At 60.7% G+C, this 17608-nt stretch carries 14 protein-coding genes; 11 read left to right on the forward strand and 3 right to left on the reverse strand.

What is annotated here, in order from left to right; genetic code table 11:
- The first annotated feature begins 372 nt into the window (after window positions 1-372).
- The 9 genes from mreB to GKN89_RS14915 all read left to right on the forward strand — a co-directional run bounded on the left by mreB (window position 373) and on the right by GKN89_RS14915 (window position 12254).
- Window positions 373-1416 carry a rod shape-determining protein MreB gene (gene mreB, locus GKN89_RS14875; RefSeq protein ID WP_003855260.1) on the forward strand — a complete coding sequence of 348 codons (1044 nt, stop codon included), beginning with the start codon at window positions 373-375 and terminating at the stop codon, window positions 1414-1416.
- A gap of 94 nt (window positions 1417-1510) precedes the next feature.
- A complete protein-coding gene (mreC, locus tag GKN89_RS14880) occupies window positions 1511-2536 on the forward strand; it encodes a rod shape-determining protein MreC (protein ID WP_154747273.1) in 1026 nt (341 codons plus the stop codon).
- Complete coding sequence (gene mreD / locus GKN89_RS14885) at window positions 2533-3021, forward strand: rod shape-determining protein MreD (protein ID WP_004936918.1); 489 nt, start codon at window positions 2533-2535, stop codon at window positions 3019-3021. Before mreC ends, mreD begins: the two co-directional genes overlap by 4 nt.
- Window positions 3022-3031: 10 nt before the next feature.
- Window positions 3032-3616, forward strand: a complete 585-nt coding sequence (locus GKN89_RS14890) for a nucleoside triphosphate pyrophosphatase (RefSeq protein ID WP_019453171.1) — start codon at window positions 3032-3034, stop codon at window positions 3614-3616.
- Window positions 3617-3654: 38 nt separating this feature from the next.
- Window positions 3655-5124 (forward strand): ribonuclease G, encoded by a 1470-nt coding sequence (rng, locus tag GKN89_RS14895; RefSeq protein ID WP_019453170.1) that lies wholly within the window; start codon window positions 3655-3657, stop codon window positions 5122-5124.
- A gap of 88 nt (window positions 5125-5212) precedes the next feature.
- Window positions 5213-9016: an AsmA2 domain-containing protein YhdP gene (gene yhdP / locus GKN89_RS14900; protein WP_370520210.1), complete on the forward strand. Its 3804-nt coding sequence runs from the start codon at window positions 5213-5215 to the stop codon at window positions 9014-9016.
- Window positions 9013-9873, forward strand: coding sequence for a deaminated glutathione amidase (gene nit1, locus GKN89_RS14905; protein ID WP_025160126.1), 861 nt, complete (start codon window positions 9013-9015; stop codon window positions 9871-9873). The genes yhdP and nit1 overlap by 4 nt, the downstream gene beginning before the upstream one ends.
- 7 nt (window positions 9874-9880) lie before the next feature.
- A complete protein-coding gene (tldD, locus tag GKN89_RS14910) occupies window positions 9881-11326 on the forward strand; it encodes a metalloprotease TldD (RefSeq protein ID WP_154747274.1) in 1446 nt (481 codons plus the stop codon).
- Window positions 11327-11489: 163 nt separating this feature from the next.
- Complete coding sequence (locus GKN89_RS14915) at window positions 11490-12254, forward strand: CDP-diacylglycerol diphosphatase (protein ID WP_025160125.1); 765 nt, start codon at window positions 11490-11492, stop codon at window positions 12252-12254.
- Between the two features lie 15 nt (window positions 12255-12269).
- On the opposite strand, the gene GKN89_RS14920 is transcribed toward GKN89_RS14915, so the two are convergent.
- Together GKN89_RS14920 and GKN89_RS14925 are read right to left on the reverse strand one after the other, a co-directional pair.
- Entirely contained in the window at window positions 12270-13952 is a 1683-nt protein-coding gene (locus GKN89_RS14920; RefSeq protein ID WP_154747275.1) for a PglL family O-oligosaccharyltransferase, read from the reverse strand.
- A gap of 692 nt (window positions 13953-14644) precedes the next feature.
- Window positions 14645-15586, reverse strand: a complete 942-nt coding sequence (locus tag GKN89_RS14925) for a nucleoside hydrolase (RefSeq protein WP_019453164.1) — start codon at window positions 15584-15586, stop codon at window positions 14645-14647.
- Window positions 15587-15793: 207 nt separating this feature from the next.
- Between GKN89_RS14925 and GKN89_RS14930 the strand changes: the two genes are divergently transcribed.
- Both GKN89_RS14930 and GKN89_RS14935 read left to right on the forward strand, forming a co-directional pair.
- Window positions 15794-16069 (forward strand): zinc ribbon domain-containing protein, encoded by a 276-nt coding sequence (locus tag GKN89_RS14930; protein ID WP_019453163.1) that lies wholly within the window; start codon window positions 15794-15796, stop codon window positions 16067-16069.
- Window positions 16066-16410 carry a hypothetical protein gene (locus GKN89_RS14935; protein ID WP_063918689.1) on the forward strand — a complete coding sequence of 115 codons (345 nt, stop codon included), beginning with the start codon at window positions 16066-16068 and terminating at the stop codon, window positions 16408-16410. The genes GKN89_RS14930 and GKN89_RS14935 overlap by 4 nt, the downstream gene beginning before the upstream one ends.
- Here GKN89_RS14935 and aaeR read toward each other — a convergent pair.
- Window positions 16401-17312 carry an HTH-type transcriptional activator AaeR gene (aaeR, locus tag GKN89_RS14940; protein WP_025160124.1) on the reverse strand — a complete coding sequence of 304 codons (912 nt, stop codon included), beginning with the start codon at window positions 17310-17312 and terminating at the stop codon, window positions 16401-16403. The genes GKN89_RS14935 and aaeR overlap by 10 nt on opposite strands.
- Window positions 17313-17608 lie beyond the last annotated feature (296 nt).

The following is a 17608-nucleotide window of genomic DNA, read 5'->3' on the forward strand; positions in this document are numbered from 1 at the left end:
TCCATCTGGGCCATGTCACCTGTCATTTTGGAGTTTTCTCCAATCTGCCTGCGACAAAGACGCCTATTTGAGATAGGCTCTTGTCAGCTTTTATCTGGCTGACGTTGGTAGGTGCTTACCACCGGCGGCAATCAGGGAATATGTTAGATTTTATGAGCTGTGTTACGCCGTTTCGTGCGTTGACAGGGTGGTAAACTGAGCCTTTGTTCAGGGAATTCAGGCCTCATCCAATTTCCGTGCATTCGAGCAGAAACAATACAGACTATTTTTCACCGAAGTAGAACGTTTTTGCGCCTTGTCGCTGCTTCGTGTGGTTGGTAAAGTAGGCGGATTTTATTTTCCGCCCCCAGCTTGCAGGATTATCCTTTCGTTATGTTTAAGAAATTTCGTGGCATGTTTTCCAACGACTTGTCCATCGACTTGGGTACCGCCAATACCCTGATTTATGTTAAAGGGCAAGGCATCGTACTGAATGAACCTTCGGTGGTTGCCATTCGCCAGGATCGTGCCGGCTCCCCAAAGAGCGTAGCGGCCGTCGGTCATGACGCCAAACAGATGCTGGGTCGCACCCCCGGCAACATCGCGGCTATTCGCCCGATGAAAGACGGCGTGATCGCCGACTTCTTCGTGACCGAAAAAATGCTGCAGCACTTCATCAAACAGGTTCACAGCAACAGCTTTATGCGCCCAAGCCCGCGTGTGCTGGTCTGTGTGCCGGTCGGCGCGACCCAGGTTGAACGCCGCGCCATCCGCGAGTCCGCCCAAGGGGCCGGCGCGCGTGAAGTGTTCCTGATTGAAGAGCCGATGGCGGCGGCGATCGGCGCGGGTCTGCCGGTCTCCGAAGCGACCGGCTCCATGGTGGTGGATATCGGCGGCGGTACCACAGAAGTGGCGGTGATCTCGCTGAACGGCGTGGTGTACTCCTCTTCCGTGCGCATCGGCGGTGACCGCTTCGATGAAGCCATCATCAATTATGTGCGCCGCAACTATGGCTCGCTGATCGGCGAAGCCACCGCGGAGCGCATCAAGCACGAAATCGGTTCTGCCTACCCGGGCGACGAAGTGCGCGAAATCGAAGTCCGCGGCCGTAACCTGGCCGAAGGCGTACCGCGCGGCTTTACCCTGAACTCCAATGAAATCCTCGAAGCCCTGCAAGAGCCGCTGACCGGCATCGTCAGCGCGGTGATGGTGGCGCTGGAACAGTGCCCGCCAGAATTGGCCTCCGACATTTCCGAACGCGGCATGGTGTTGACCGGCGGCGGCGCGCTGCTGCGCAACCTCGATCGCCTGCTGATGGAAGAAACCGGCATCCCGGTCGTGGTGGCGGAAGATCCGTTGACCTGCGTGGCGCGCGGCGGCGGCAAGGCGTTGGAAATGATCGACATGCACGGCGGCGATTTGTTCAGCGAAGAATAGTCAGCCCCTGGAAGGAGGAATCGTATCGGATGAATGCGCACAGCGAAAATCGGGTACGGTTCCTCTTTCTGTTGTCGAGGAACTCGCATAATTTATGAAGCCGATTTTTAGCAGGGGGCCTTCCCTGCAACTGCGACTTTTTTTGGCGGTGATCGCGGCCATTGGCCTGATCGTTGCCGACAGCCGGCTCGGCACGTTCGTGAAGATACGCAACTACATGGACACCGCAGTCAGCCCTTTCTATTTTCTGGCCAACGGGCCGCGTAAAGTTCTGGACAGCGTGTCAGAAACGCTGGCTACCCGCCAACAGCTGGAGCTGGAAAACCGAGCTCTGCGGCAGGAACTGCTGCTGAAAAACAGCGATATTCTTCTTCTTGGCCAATTCAAGCAGGAAAACGCCCGTTTGCGCGAACTGCTGGGTTCCCCGCTGCGCCAGGACGAGCACAAGATGGTTACCCAGGTGATCTCCACCGGTTCCGATCCCTACAGCGACCAGGTCGTTATCGACAAAGGGTCGGACAACGGCGTCTATGAAGGCCAGCCGGTGATCAGCGACAAGGGCGTGGTCGGCCAGGTGGTGGCGGTGGCGAAGGTCACCAGCCGCGTGCTGCTGATCTGCGATGCCTCCCACGCGCTGCCGATTCAGGTGCTGCGCAACGATATTCGGGTGATCGCCGCAGGCAGCGGCTGCGCCGACGATCTGCAGCTGGAACACCTGCCGAACAACACCGATATCCGCGTTGGCGACGTGCTGGTGACCTCAGGTCTCGGCGGCCGCTTCCCGGAAGGTTATCCGGTGGCGGTGGTCTCCTCGGTCAAGGTCGACAACCAGCGCGCTTACACCGTGATTCAGGCGCGGCCAACCGCCGGTCTGCAGCGTTTGCGCTACCTGCTGCTGCTGTGGGGCGCCGATCGCAACGGCGACATGCCGCTGCCGCCGGACGAAGTACACCGCGTGGCCAATGAACGCCTGATGCAGATGATGCCGCAGGTGCTGCCGCCGGCCGGTTCGGTTGGGCCGCAGCTGCCAGCCCCGGCCGGCGGCGCGGCGCCGCAATCCGGCTCTCCGGCGTCTGCTCAGCCTCAGGTTCAGCCCGCAGCGGCGGGAGTCGTGCAATGAACAGCTACCGCAGCCACGGGCGCTGGATAATCTGGCTGTCGTTCCTGGTGGCGCTGGTGCTGCAAATCATGCCGTGGCCGGAGCAGATCTACATGTTCCGGCCGTCCTGGCTGGTGCTGATCCTGATCTACTGGGTGATGGCCTTGCCGCATCGGGTCAACGTCGGCACCGGCTTCGTGCTGGGGCTGATCATGGATCTGATCCTCGGCTCCACGCTGGGCGTGCGCGCGCTGGCGCTGGGTATCATCGCTTACCTGGTGGCGTTCAAATTCCAACTGTTCCGCAATATGGCGCTGTGGCAACAGGCGCTGATCGTCGTGCTGTTGTCGCTGTCGATGGACGTAGTGGTGTTCTGGGCTGAGTTTTTAGTGATCAACGTCTCTTTCCGCCCAGAGGTGTTCTGGAGTAGTGTGGTAAACGGCATTTTGTGGCCGTGGTTATTCCTGTTGATGCGCAAAATCCGCCGTCAGTTCGCCGTACAGTAAGGGTATATCAATGACTTCGCTTTATCTGGCCTCCGGCTCCCCACGTCGACGTGAACTGCTGACCCTGCTGGGCGTGCCGTTCGACATTCTGCTGACGCATACCGAAGAACAGCGCCGGGAAGGCGAAGCCGCGGAAGCCTATGTGCGCCGCCTGGCGCAGGACAAGGCCAAAGCGGGCGTGGCGCTGGCGCAGGAAGATCGGCCGGTGCTGGGTGCAGATACCATCGTGGTGCTCAACGGCCGGGTGCTGGAGAAGCCGCGCGACGAAGCCCATGCGGCGGAAATGCTGGCGGCCCTGTCCGGCAAACAGCATCAGGTGATGACGGCGGTGGCGATCGCCGATCGCCACGACGTGCGTTGCCAATTGGTGGTGACCGACGTGACGTTCCGCAGCCTGTCGCAACAGGATATCCGCGACTATATTGCTACGGGCGAACCGATGGATAAAGCGGGCGCCTACGGAATTCAAGGAAAGGGTGGTTGTTTCGTCAGAACGATAACCGGGAGTTATCATGCGGTGGTCGGTCTGCCGCTGGTCGAAACACATGAGCTGCTCAGTAATTTTGTCGCATTACGTGATGTAAGAACCGGTTGATGGGCGCTGCCATTATCGACCGGCTCTGAGGAGAAGGCATGACAGCTGAGCTACTGGTTAATATCACACCGTCTGAAACGCGGGTCGCCTATATCGACGGCGGCATTCTGCAAGAGATCCATATCGAACGCGAATCCAAACGCGGCATCGTCGGCAATATCTATAAAGGGCGCGTCAGCCGCGTCTTGCCGGGGATGCAGGCGGCGTTCGTCGACATCGGCCTCGATAAGGCCGCCTTCCTGCACGCCTCCGACATCATGCCGCATACCGAATGCGTCGCCGGTGACGAGCGGAAAAACTTCCACGTGCGCGATATCGCCGAGCTGGTGCGCCAGGGGCAAGACCTGATGGTGCAGGTGGTGAAAGATCCGCTCGGCACCAAGGGTGCGCGCCTGACCACCGACATCACGCTGCCTTCGCGCTATCTGGTCTTCATGCCGGGCGCGGCGCACGTCGGCGTTTCGCAGCGCATTGAAAGCGAAGCCGAGCGCGAACGCTTGAAATCCATCGTTGCGCCGCACTGCGACGAGCTGGGCGGTTTTATCATCCGCACCGCGGCGGAAGGCATCGGCGAGGAAGAGCTGGCGCAGGACGCCGCGTTCCTCAAGCGCCTGTGGACCAAGGTGATGGAGCGCAAGAAGCGCAACCAGACCAAGTACAAACTGTACGGCGAGCTGGCGCTGGCGCAGCGCATTTTGCGCGACTTCGCCGGCGCGGCGCTGGATCGCATCCGCGTCGATTCGCGGTTGACGCACGATCTGCTGGTGGAATTTACCGGCGAGTACATCCCGGACATCACCCGCAAGCTGGAGCTGTACACCGGCAGCCAGCCGATTTTCGATCTGTACGATGTGGAAAACGAGATCCAGCGCGCGCTGGAGCGCAAGGTGGAGCTGAAGTCCGGCGGCTATTTGATCATCGATCAGACCGAGGCGATGACCACGGTCGACATCAACACCGGCGCCTTCGTCGGCCATCGCAACCTCGATGAAACCATCTTCAATACCAACATCGAGGCGACGCAGGCCATCGCCCGCCAGCTGCGGCTGCGCAATCTGGGCGGCATCATCATCATCGACTTTATCGATATGAACAACGAAGAGCATCGCCGCCGGGTGCTGCACTCGCTGGAGCAGGCGTTGAGTAAAGATCGGGTAAAAACCACGATCAACGGCTTCTCTCAGCTAGGCTTAGTTGAAATGACGCGTAAACGAACGCGTGAAAGCATTGAACATGTGCTCTGTCACGATTGTCCTACTTGTAATGGGCGCGGCACCGTGAAAACGGTGGAAACCGTGTGCTACGAGATCCTGCGCGAGATTGTGCGTGTGCATCACGCTTACGATTCCGATCGCTTCCTGGTGTACGCCTCCGCGGCGGTCGGCGAAGCGCTGAAGAGCGAAGAGTCGCATGCGCTGGCCGAAGTGGAGATCTTCGTCGGCAAACAGGTGAAGGTGCAGATTGAACCGTTGTACAGCCAGGAGCAGTTCGACGTCGTCATGATGTAGCCCGCCCGACATCGGAAAGGGCCCGGCACGCCGGGCCTGTCAGTGCATAGATATTCCCGTTGCCAGGCAGCGGAGCAAGGAGAACTGCGTGAGGCGACTGCCTGGGATTCTGTTAGCAACAGGCGCCACCCTAATTGTGATTGTGGCGCTGCTGATCAGCGGGCTGCGCCTGATGCTGCCGAAGCTGAACGACTATCGTCCCCAACTGTTGGCGCAGGTGGAGAAGCTGTCCGGCGTGCCTGTACGAATGGATTTCGTGCAGGGCAGTTGGGAAACCTTCGGCCCGCAGCTTGAAATGCGCAACCTGAGCGCCACGCTGCCCAAAAGCGATGTGCATATCGAACGCGTAACGCTGGCGTTGGACGTGTGGCAGTCGCTGCTGCACTGGCGTTGGCAGTTCCGCGATCTGACCTTCTACCAATTCCGGCTCGATCTGAACGCCACGCTGGGCGGCGACCAGCAGGGCGAAGGCCTTGAGCCGGGCAAAATCAGCGATCTGATGCTGCGCCAGCTCGACCATTTCGATCTGCGCGACAGCCGTATTTCATTCCTGACGCCCGCCGGCGCGCGCGCCGAATTCGACATTCCTCAGTTGACCTGGCTCAACGGCCGCGATCGCCACCGCGCCGAGGGGCAGATCAGCCTGTCGACGTTGAATGGCCAACATGGCGTGGTGCAGCTGCGCATGGACCTGCGTGACAATCAAGGCCTGCTGGATACCGGTACGGTCTACCTGCAGGCCGACAACATCGACATGAAACCCTGGTTTACCCGCTGGCTGCGTGCCAACACCGGGCTGGAAAGCGCCGATTTCAGTCTGGCGGCCTGGCTGCAGGTGCAGAACGGCGAGATCGCCGGCGGCCATGCGTTGCTCAAGCAGGGGGCGGCCAACTGGGATACCGGCGCTGCTCAGCACCGGCTGGACGTGGACAATCTGGCGCTGTCGCTGCGCCGCCAGGGCACCGGTTGGCAGCTCGACGTGCCGCAGCTGCGTTTGAGCACCGACGGCCAGGCCTGGCCGCAGGGCAGGCTTTCCGCGCTGTGGCTGCCGGAAAACACCGAGTTCATGGGGCCGGCGCAGAATGAAGAGCTGCGGGTGCGCGCGACCAATATTCAGCTGGAGCGCCTGTCGGCGCTGCTGCCGACCTTCTCGTTCCTCAGCCCGGATGTGCTCGATCGCTGGAACGATCTGCAGCCGCAGGGGAAGCTGGAAGCCTTGGCGCTGGACATCCCGCTCAAGCAGCCGGAAAAGAGCCGGTTCCAGGCGCTGTGGCGCGATGTCAGCTGGCAACGTTGGGAGCTGCTGCCGGGCGTCAACCACTTCTCCGGCGCGTTGAGCGGCGGGGTGGAGAACGGCCGTCTGACGCTGGGGCTTACCGACAGCACCCTGCCTTACGGCGATATGTTCCGTGCGCCGCTTGAAGTCAGCAGCGCCCGCGGCGCGCTGACCTGGCGCTATAACCAGCAGGGTTGGGAGCTGGCGAGCCAGGGGCTGGACGTCAAGGCGAAGTCGCTGTGGGTCAACGGCGATTTTCGCTACCAGCAGCCGGCCAAGGGCGATCCGTGGCTGAACATCCTGGCGGGTATCCGCCTGTATGACGGCGCCGACGCCTGGCGCTATTTCCCGGAACCGCTGATGGGCAAGCATCTGGTGGATTACCTGAGCGGCGCCATTCAGGGGGGCCAGGTGGATAACGCCACGCTGATTTATTCCGGCGATCCGCAGCACTTCCCGTACCGTAAAAACGAAGGGCAATTCGAGGTCTTCGTGCCTCTGCGCCACGCCACCTTCCAGTTCCAACCGGGCTGGCCGGCGCTGACCGATTTGGCGATCGATCTCGATTTTGCCAACGAGGGGTTGTGGATGCATGCGCCGCAAACCCGGCTGGGTAAGGTGGCGGGCAAAAATATCAGCGCGGTGATCCCGGATTATCTGAAAGAGCGGCTGCTGATCGACGCCGAAGTGGCGGGGGCGGGCAGCGATGTGCATGACTACTTCATGCAGACGCCGTTGCACGATTCGCTGGGGGCGGCGCTGGATCAGCTGCAGATCGGCGGTGATGTCAGTGGGCGCTTACATCTCGATATCCCCTTGGACGGCGAGCAGGTCAAAGCCACCGGCGAAGTGGCGTTGAACAACAATTCGTTGCTGATCAAGCCGCTGGAAAGCGAGCTGCAGAAGCTTAGCGGCAAATTCCGCTTCGATAACGGCAATCTGGAGAGCGACACCCTGTCGGCCAACTGGTTCGGGCAGCCGGTGGCGGTGAACTTCACCACGCAGGAAGGCGATCGCGACTACAAGGTCAACGTCGGCCTGAAGGGCGACTGGCAGCCGGGCAAGTTCCCCGGCCTGCCAAAAGATGCCGCTGATGCGCTCAGCGGCAGCGCGTCCTGGCAGAGCCAGGTGGCCATCACGCTGCCGCATCAGGGCTCGGCCAGCTATGATATCGGCATTGACGCGGATTTGAAGAAAGTGAGCAGTCACTTACCTTCGCCGCTGGACAAGGCGCCGGGTGAGGCGCTGCCGGTGAACGTCAAGGTTAAAGGCGGTCTGAACGGCTTCATGCTGACGGGCAGCGCAGGCAAACAGAACCGCTTCAACAGCGAATGGAGCTTCGACAAGAAACAGGTGAATCTGGCGCGCGCCGCCTGGCAAACCAACGGTGGCGGCACGCCGCCGCTGCCGGCCGGTAAATCGATGACGCTGAACCTGCCGGCGTTGGACGGCGAGCAGTGGCTGGCGCTGCTGGCACCGGCGCTGAAACAGGGTGGCGGCAGCGGTCAGGTAGGCGGTTTCAGTTTCCCCACCACCGTAGCGCTGACCACGCCGCAGCTGCTGTTGGGGGGCCAGGCCTGGCATAAGCTGACGCTGTCGGCCGAGAAACAGCTTGGCGCTACCCTCGTGAGCGCCAAGAGCGACGAAGTGGACGGTAGCCTGCGGGTGGCCGATCGCGGGCCGTGGCGCGCCGATATCAATTACCTGTATTACAACCCGCAGTTCGCCGAAACGAAAAACGCGGCGGGCACGCCGCCGCCGTCGACCGAGAAAGTTTCCTTCCGCGATTGGCCTTCGCTGATGCTGCGCTGCAAGTCGTGCTGGGTGCTGGGACAGAACCTCGGCAGGGTCGAGGCGGATCTGACCAATCGGGGCGATACCCTGACGCTGGATCACGGCCTGGTCGATACCGGCAAAGGGCGCATGACCGCCACCGGCCTGTGGAAACAAAATGCGCAGGAAGAGCGCAGCTCGCTGAAAGGCAAGCTGCTCGGCGGCAAGATCGACGAAACCGCCGCCTTCTTCGGCATCACCATTCCGCTCGAGGGGGCGCCTTACGACGTGGATTTCGATCTGTACTGGCATGGCACGCCGTGGCAGCCACGGGTCGATACGCTGAGCGGCGCGCTGCAGGTCAAGATGGGCAAGGGCGAGATCGACAGCATGGGCGGCGGCCGCGCCGGTCAGCTGTTGCGATTGGTCAGCTTTGACGCCCTGCTGCGCAAGCTGCAGTTCGATTTCAGCGATACCTTTGGCAAAGGCTTCTACTTTGATTCCATCCGCAGCACCGCCTGGCTGAAAGATGGCATAATGCATACGGATAATCTATTGATCGACGGCCTGGCGGCGGATATCGCCATGAGCGGTCAGATCGATCTGGCGCGCCGCCGCATCGATATGGAGGCGGTGGTGGCACCGGCGATTTCGGCGACCGTCGGCGTGGCGACCGCGTTTGTCGTCAACCCGATCGTCGGCGCGGCGGTATTTGCCGCCTCGCAGGTGTTGGGGCCGCTGTGGAGCAAGATTTCGCTGATTCGCTACCATATCGGCGGCGATCTCGACCAGCCGAAGATCAATGAGGTACTTCGTAAGGCAAAGGAGGATAAGGCGTCATGAGGAATGCTAACGTTGCGTTGTTGCAGTTGTGCAGTGGCGATCAGGTGCGCGATAACCTGGCCCAGATTGAACAGCAGATCAAGCAGCTCAATACCGGGGTAAAACTGGTCATGACGCCGGAGAACGCGCTGCTGTTCGCCAACTCCGCGGCCTATCGCCAACAGGCGGAAAAACAGGGCGACGGACCGCTGCAGAACGCGGTGCGCGAACTGGCGCGCCGCTATGGCGTATGGTTATTGGTAGGCTCGATGCCCTTGATCAGCCGGGAGGATCCGCAGCTTATCACTACCAGCAGCCTGTTGTTCGACGATCAGGGCGAGATCCGCGCCCGCTACGACAAGCTGCACATGTTCGATGTGGATATCAACGATGCGCACGGCCACTACCGCGAGTCGGATACCTACCAGCACGGGCAGCATCTGACGGTGGTGGATACGCCGGTCGGGCGTTTGGGCATGACCATATGCTACGATCTGCGTTTCCCCGCGCTGTTCCAGGCGCTGCGGGCGCAGGGCGCCGAACTGATATCGGTGCCGGCGGCCTTTACCCGGGTGACCGGCGAGGCGCATTGGGAGATCCTGCTGCGCGCCCGGGCAATCGAGAACCAGTGCATGATCCTGGCGCCGGCGCAGGTGGGGCGCCATGGGCCGACCCGCCGCACCTGGGGCCACTCGCTGGCTGTCGACGGCTGGGGTAAGGTGCTGGCCGAGAACGCGGACGCCGTGGCGGCGCTGAAGGTGCGCGTGGACACCGCAAGCCTGCAAACGCTGCGGCAACAGATGCCGGTATTGCAGCATAATCGATTCCAGACGTCGCTGACGGCGCCGTCTGACAAGCTATCCTCCAATCAAGAGTGAAACCATTATGAGCCTGACGTTTGTCAGTGAGCAGTTACTCGCTACCAATAAGCTGAGTCATCAAGACCTGTACAAGGTACTGGGTCAACTGGCAGAACGCCGTATCGACTACGCCGATCTCTATTTCCAGTCCAGCTATCACGAAGCCTGGGTGATTGAGGACGGCATCATCAAGGATGGCTCTTACAACATCGACCAGGGCGTCGGCGTGCGCGCCGTCAGCGGCGAGAAGACCGGCTTCGCTTATGCCGATCAGATCACCCTGCATGCGCTGCAGCAGAGCGCCCAGGCGGCGCGCAGCATCGTGCGCGAGCAGGGCGACGGGCGGGCGCATACCCTGGGCGAGATCGGCTATCGGGCGCTGTATCCGCTGCTCGATCCGCTGCAAAGCCTGCCGCGTGAAGAGAAAATCGCCCTGCTGCACCGTGTCGACAAAGTGGCGCGCGCCGCCGATGCGCGGGTGCAGGAAGTGAACGCCAGCATTACCGGCGTTTATGAGCAGGTGTTGGTGGCCGCCACTGACGGCACGCTGGCGGCGGACGTTCGCCCGCTGGTGCGTCTCTCCGTCAGCGTGCTGGTGGAGCAGGACGGCAAGCGTGAGCGCGGCTCCAGCGGCGGCGGCGGCCGTTTCGGTTACGACTACTTCCTGGAAATCGCCGACGGCGACGTGCGCGCCGATGCCTATGCCAAAGAAGCGGTGCGCATGGCGTTGGTCAATCTCGGCGCGGTAGCGGCACCGGCCGGCAATATGCCGGTGGTGTTGGGGGCCGGCTGGCCGGGCGTGCTGCTGCACGAGGCGGTAGGCCACGGCCTGGAAGGCGACTTCAACCGGCGCGGTACTTCGGTGTTCAGCGGCCATATGGGCGAGCTGGTGGCTTCCGAACTGTGCACCGTGGTGGATGACGGCACCCTGCAAGGGCGCCGCGGTTCGCTGGCGATCGACGACGAAGGCGTGCCGGGCCAATACAACGTGCTGATCGAAAACGGCGTGCTGAAAGGCTACATGCAGGACAAGCTCAACGCGCGGCTGATGGGCGTCGCCCCAACCGGCAACGGCCGCCGCGAGTCCTACGCGCATCTGCCGATGCCGCGCATGACCAACACCTACATGCTGGCGGGTAAATCGACGCCGGAAGAGATCATCGCCAGCGTCGAATACGGTCTGTACGCGCCGAACTTCGGTGGTGGCCAGGTGGATATCACCTCCGGCAAGTTCGTGTTTTCCACCACCGAAGCCTATCTGATCGAGAAAGGCCGCATCACTAAGCCGGTGAAGGGGGCGACGCTGATCGGCTCCGGCATTGAGGCGATGCAGCAGATCTCGATGGTCGGCAACGATCTGGCGCTCGATAAAGGCGTGGGCGTGTGCGGCAAGGAAGGCCAGAGCGTGCCGGTGGGCGTCGGCCAGCCGACGCTGAAACTGGATACGCTCACCGTCGGCGGCACGGCGTAATCTTTCCTCAAGGGGCCATGCAGTGGCCCCTTAATCATTCCCCCTGTTGCGGCTTGCTCGCATTCATAACGTTAAGCGCGGCAGGACGTCGCATCCCGGCAGGCGTGCCTGCGCCCATTGATGGAATGAAATTGACGTGGCGAAAAAACAGAACACTTCGAGGATGAGGCGTTTGGCATTATCCGCCCGGCGTTGGCTGCTGGTGCTGGGCGTTCTGTCCCTGACGGGCTGCGCCCGTTCAGATGCGCTGTGGGGCGTGGTCGATAAGCTCTGCATGGCCAACTATCAGCAAAAACGCAATCCGGCCCCGTGCGAGCAGATTTATATGCCGCAGGGTAAAGCTCAGGGCTTTAGCGTGCTGCAAAACCCGCGTTACCCTTATCACTTTATCCTGGTGCCGACGGCGCCGCTCTCCGGCATTGAAAGCCCGCAGCTGCTGGCTGGGGAACGGACGGATTATTTTGGCTATGCGTGGCTGATGCGTTACCGGTTGGCCGCCGAGTATGGCGGGCCGGTGCCGGATGATATGTTGGGCATGGCGATCAACTCCGCATACGGCCGCAGTCAGAACCAATTGCATATTCACCTGACCTGCCTGCGCGAAGATGTGCGGCGTCAATTGCAGGCGGAGCGCCCCTACATACAGGAACAATGGCGGCCTTTGCCGGATAAGCTGTTGCGCCACACCTACTATGCCCGCCGCGTGATGCAGCCGACCGCGATGGGCATTTACCCGATTAAGGACGTCGCGCAATATTTCCATTTGTCGCCGTCGCAGCTGGCGGAATATGGCGTGGCCGTCGTCCCGACCACATTTGCCGGCCGGCAAGGGTTTATCTTGCTGGCCTCGAAACGTGGCTGGGACGTTGGCAATCGCGCGTCGGTAGAATCGTTGCTGGATAAAGAGTGCGCGATTTTGCCACGTTGATCGCGGCGTTCTTCCCTATCTGAACCGCGCATCCCGCGAAAACAGGAAGGCGGCTTCCCGCTGGCGAGCATCGGCTTCCGCCTGAGCGCCCTGGTAACGCAAGATCATGATCAGCGTGGCGTAGACGTTGGCGTCGATACGGCGCAGCAGATAGGCATTGGCCCACTGTCGATAGCCGGTCAACAGGGCGTCATCACGCGTCTGGTTATAGACCAGCAGCGAATGAGATTGCTCGTCGAAGGTTTTGCGCTCCCGGTAGATCCAGGCGGCCGGCGGCGGCATCTGCTCGATGCTGTCGATGGTGGTCAGCATGGTGCGTTCCGACTGGGTGAGCGCCATGCGCCCTTGCCAGGCGAAGACCGCCATCACCAGCACGCCGATCGCCGCCATCGCCACCGGCAGGCTCAGGGCTTTGGCGAACGGCAGCGGGCGGGGTTCGCCGGTTTGGCCGTCCAGCAACGCCAGCAGCAATAGAAACGCCAGCCAGTGCGGCGCAGACAGATAGAAAGGGTATTCCAGCTGAGTGTGCACCAGCATTGGCAGCAGCACCAGAAACAGCCCGACGCGCGCGCCGGCCGGCTGCTCGCGATCCCGTTGCCAGGCGCGTTTCAGCAGCAGCGCGCCGGCGGCGAGGAGGATAACGATACCCGCCAGCGCCGGCAGGCCGCCCTCAACCCACCACAGCAGGATTTCATTGTGTGGATGCCCGGCGACTTCCAACACTTCTCGCCAGGGCATTTCCTGCAGACGGAAATGCGCGAAGCTGTATTCAAAGCCGCCGTAGCCCCAGCCCAGCAATGGTTTGGCCAGGATCATGCTTAGGGTATCCAGCAGCATCGTCAGACGTGAATAATTCGAGCCTTCGCGTGCGATAAGACTTGAGCGGCCATCAAGACCAAGACCGGTGAACAGAAACATCAGGCCAAGCGCGATGCCCAACAGCAGCGCGCCGCCGGCCCAGCGGCTTGTGGCCGGATGCTGGTGGGCAAAACGCCACAGCAGCAACGCAGCCGCCAATGCCCCGCCCAGCCAGGCGGCGCGCGATTGAATCAGCACCAGCAGGGCGGAGAAAACGATCAGCAGCGCGAGCAGCGGAAGTTGTCGCCGCCGTGCCGGCGCAGAGAGAGGGGCAAGTAGCAGCCAGAGTGCCAAAGCCAGCCCGGTGGCGATAAAGCTGCCCAGCACGTTCGGCTGCTGAAAGACGCCGTAGACCCGGTTGCCGTTAGGGGATACCCAGGCCAGCGCAGGGGCGAACAGCTGCAGAGCCGCCAGCAATGCCTGAACGCCGACGGCGAACAGCAGGCCGTACAGCAGCAGGCTGCGCTGCCGGGGAGTTGGGCGCAGCTGCAGGCAGGCGACATAGAACAGCCAACCGCCGAGCAAACCGGCGCAGCGCCACAGGGCATCTTCGCGCCACTCGGGGCGGGTATACAGCAGCGGCAGCGCCAGCACGGCGATGCCGAGCAGCAACAGCCGGGCGGTAGGGGTAAGCGAAAGACGGGTACGGCCAAGGCAAACGGTGAAGGCCACTATCAGCGTAGTGAGCGCCATGGCGCTCCAGGCCAGAATATTTTGCGGCAGCGCCAGGCCACCGCCGCCCATGTTGGGGTGATAAACCGGCAAAATCACCGCCATCCAGATCAGCAGCAGGGGCAGCACGGCGGCAGTCGGTATGTTAACGGGGGATTTATCGGTCATGGTAAACCCGCCATGTCTCGATATCGTCTATTGAATGCATGTTTTTATTATTCCCTGTCTTTTATTACGGTGTTTAAATTCGCTGATGCTTCAATTCCTAAAAATATTATGAAAATTTAAAATCATTCATGTCTAAATGATAATTTATTTTCACGCTGAGAATGCGGGGTGCTGCTTGCATAAAGAAAGGTTAAGCCGCATTGGTTCACCTGTAAAAGGCATTTTCGGTGTGTAAAAAATAGAGGTGTCATTTTCTCAAATCTATTGCGATTCAGTCAATTCTTCATTAAGTAATTTAAATTTTCAATTAAAATCAATCAATTGAACTCATCTTTGGTGTGGGCTGGCGCAGTGGGTGAGTACGATGATGGGTTGCATCGACAGGCAAGACGGAGAATAAAGGCGTCAATCCTCTGTTAAGTTTATGTTGCCAATACCGGTGTAGCGACCGCAATTTATTTTATCTTCATCTGTCGCTTTTTTTCATATTTGATTTGAGTGCTGTGATTTTATTTTTATTAAGATTTTTCTCGTCTTTGAGTGTTTTTCATGGTTTTTATTTAATGCTCTATTGTTAGGAATATTCTGCTGTCTTGAAAATAAAAGAGGCCATGGCCTGAGCCTCACGCTTGACGCGATATGGTGCAGACTAACGCGCCCGTAAAAGCGCGTTAATCTCGTCTCTCATTCGCTTACTCCACCTCACCGATCCGCTCCAGCGCATCCACCACCAGATCCCAGAATTTATCCTGATCCAGTTTGACCGCCACCTGGGTGTGGCAATCCGGCGGCGGCGGCGCGCGGAAGTCCGCCACCGTCATGCCTAGCGTCAGGGTGCCGGTCAGTTCGATATCCACCGGTGCCTTGCGCACCGTCATCACGCTGGGATCGATCACGTAGGCGACTGCGCAGGGGTCGTGTACCGGCGGGGCGCTAAAGCCCTGCGCCTGTTGGTACATACGGCCAAAGAATGCCAGCAGTTCGCCGACGAACGTGGCCGGCCGGGTGCCGAGGGCGGCGATGCGTTCGCAGATTGCTGGCGTGGCCAGCGCCTGGTGGGTGAGATCCAGCCCGACCATGGTCAGCGGCCATTTTTCGTTAAACACGATGTGCGCCGCTTCGGGGTCGATTTTGATATTGAATTCCGCCACCGCGCTCCAGTTGCCCACATGATAGCCGCCGCCCATCAACACCACTTCCTTGACCCGTTCGGCGATGCGCGGCTCTTTGCGCACCGCCATGGCGATATTGGTCAGGCCGCCGGTCGGCACCAGCGTCACGCTGCCGGGCGGATGAGCCATCACCGTATCGATGATCAGATCTACCGCATGGCGCGTATCCAACTGCAGGTGGGGCTCCGGCAATACCGGGCCATCGAGGCCGGAATCGCCGTGAATGTCAGGCGCCACTTCGATATTGCGCACCAGCGGGCGCGGGCAGCCGGCGGCGAAAGGCACGCCGGTGATATTGGCGATGCGCGCCACCGCCAGGGCGTTGCGCGTCACTTTGTCCAGCGTTTGGTTGCCCACCACGGTGGTGACCGCCAGCAGGTCGATCTGCGGATTGCCCCAGGCCAGCAGCAGGGCGATAGCGTCGTCATGCCCCGGGTCACAGTCCAGTATGATTTTTTTCATGGTTATTCCTGATGCAGGGAGAGGTTCCCGCAGCATAACGCAGTGCGGCGAGGTGGGGGAATGCCGATGCGAATTTTGTTAACTACATCAAAGCCTTGCCGATCATTCGATGTAATGAAACGTAAATCCTGCTCGCCGGGCTTTACCCTGGAGTTTACTCCAGGGTTTACAGTGAGGTTCAGCGTTAATGCACAGAGGAGAGGCGTGATGAGCTTACTGAAAAGGTTGTTGGGGCAAGGTGGTGTTAACGGCGGTCATCAGCGCGCGGGTCACCGCGGCGGGCATCATGGCAACCGCTATAGCCAGCATGGCGATCAGGGGCCGCAGTGTCCGGAATGCCAGGCGGTGAATAAATCGGGCGCGCGTTACTGTCACCGTTGCGGCCAGCCGTTTGCCGCGGTGAGCGCCACCTGCGGGCAGTGCGCCGCGCCGCTGCCGCCGGGCAGCCGCTTTTGCCCGCAGTGCGGCGGCGGCGTACCGTGAACCGGGGCGGCTGGACGCTCGCGCTGTTGCTCGGCGCGATGGTGCTGTGGACGCTGCTGGCCTGGGGCGTTGCCGGTATGCTGGCCTGGCTCCCGGCGTTGGCGGAGGCGGCCGGCGACGCATCCCTGCCGGTAAACGGCGCGCTGAGCCTGGTGCCGCAGACGATGCTGGACGCCTGGCTGCCGTGGCTGAAACAGCTGGGCAGCGGGCTGGCGAGCTATTTTCCTCTGTTGCTGACCTGGGCGGGTTACGCCGTTTGGCTGCTGTGGGGCCTCGGCATGTTGGCGCTGATGCTGCTGGGCGCGCTGGCGCGCCGCTATTTGAGCGCCGCTCAGCGATAGCCCTGATAGACCGCCGCTACGCGCTCGAAATAGTCGGTTAAATAGTTGATGCACACCTGCACCTTCAGCGGCAGTTTGTCCTTTTCGGTATAGAGCGCGTAGATCGGCCGCGGATCCGAATGGTAGCTTTTGAACAGGATCTCGATCTCGCCGCGTTTGATCTCTTCGATCACCCACATCAGCGGGGCGTAGGCGATGCCGGCGCCGTTTTTCAACCAGCGAATCATGGTGGAGGAGTCGTTGGTCACGAAACGCCCCTGCGGCGAAATGCGCGTGGTGATGCCTTCCGGCGACATCAGTTCAAATTCGCTGTCGGGCCGCACGCTGTATTCCAGCCAAGAGAAGTTAACCATGTCGCTCGGCTTCTGCGGCGTGCCGTGCTGGCTCAGGTAGCTTTTGGCGGCGCACACCACCATCGGCATCTGCCCCAGGCGGCGAGAGAATAGGCTGGAATCCTGCAGCGCCCCGGTGCGGATCACCAGATCCAGCCCGTCGGCGATCAGATCCGGCGCCGGTATGCCGGTCACCAGGTTGACCGTCAGGCCCGGGTACTCTTTCATCATTTCGGCGGTCATGTTCGCCAGCACGTTTTGCGCCATGGTGGAGGAGCTGCCGATGCGCAGCGTGCCGGCGGGCGTATTGTTAAACGCATACAGCTGCTCATGCACTTCACTGACTTCCTGCAGCATGCGCCGGCAGCCCTGATAGTAGATTTTGCCGGCTTCGGTCAGGCCGATGCTGCGCGTGCTGCGGTTCAGCAGCTTGACCTGCAGCTCATTTTCCAGTTTCGAGACGGTTTGGCTGATCGATGAAACGCTCATGTCGAGTTGGCGCGCGGCCGCGGTAAACGACCCGAACTCAACCACTTTGGCGAATACCGACATCCGTTTTAATCTTTCCATTATTCACTCTGGCTTAAAAGTGATTTAGATCACAGATTGTTGATGCCTTGATAGTAAGCAGGCTAATATAACGTGGTCGGGTGAATAGACCTTACCAACGTGCGAGAGCGAGCGGCCCTGCAATCCTGCCGCTCCTCCGGCACCCTCGCAATCCCTGTCGTGGATGTCTGCCCCAAAGTTTAACCTTTTTTCGGGTTCGTGACCTGGACAAGCTGTCCGGTCAAGATTTGTGGCGCGCGCACGCTAAAATGTAAAGAGAATGTGAATGGCAAGGCCCGTCGTCCCCCGGCGCAGTG

It is taken from the genome of Serratia sp. YC16 (genome assembly GCF_009707615.1).
Lineage (GTDB): Bacteria > Pseudomonadota > Gammaproteobacteria > Enterobacterales > Enterobacteriaceae > Serratia > Serratia surfactantfaciens.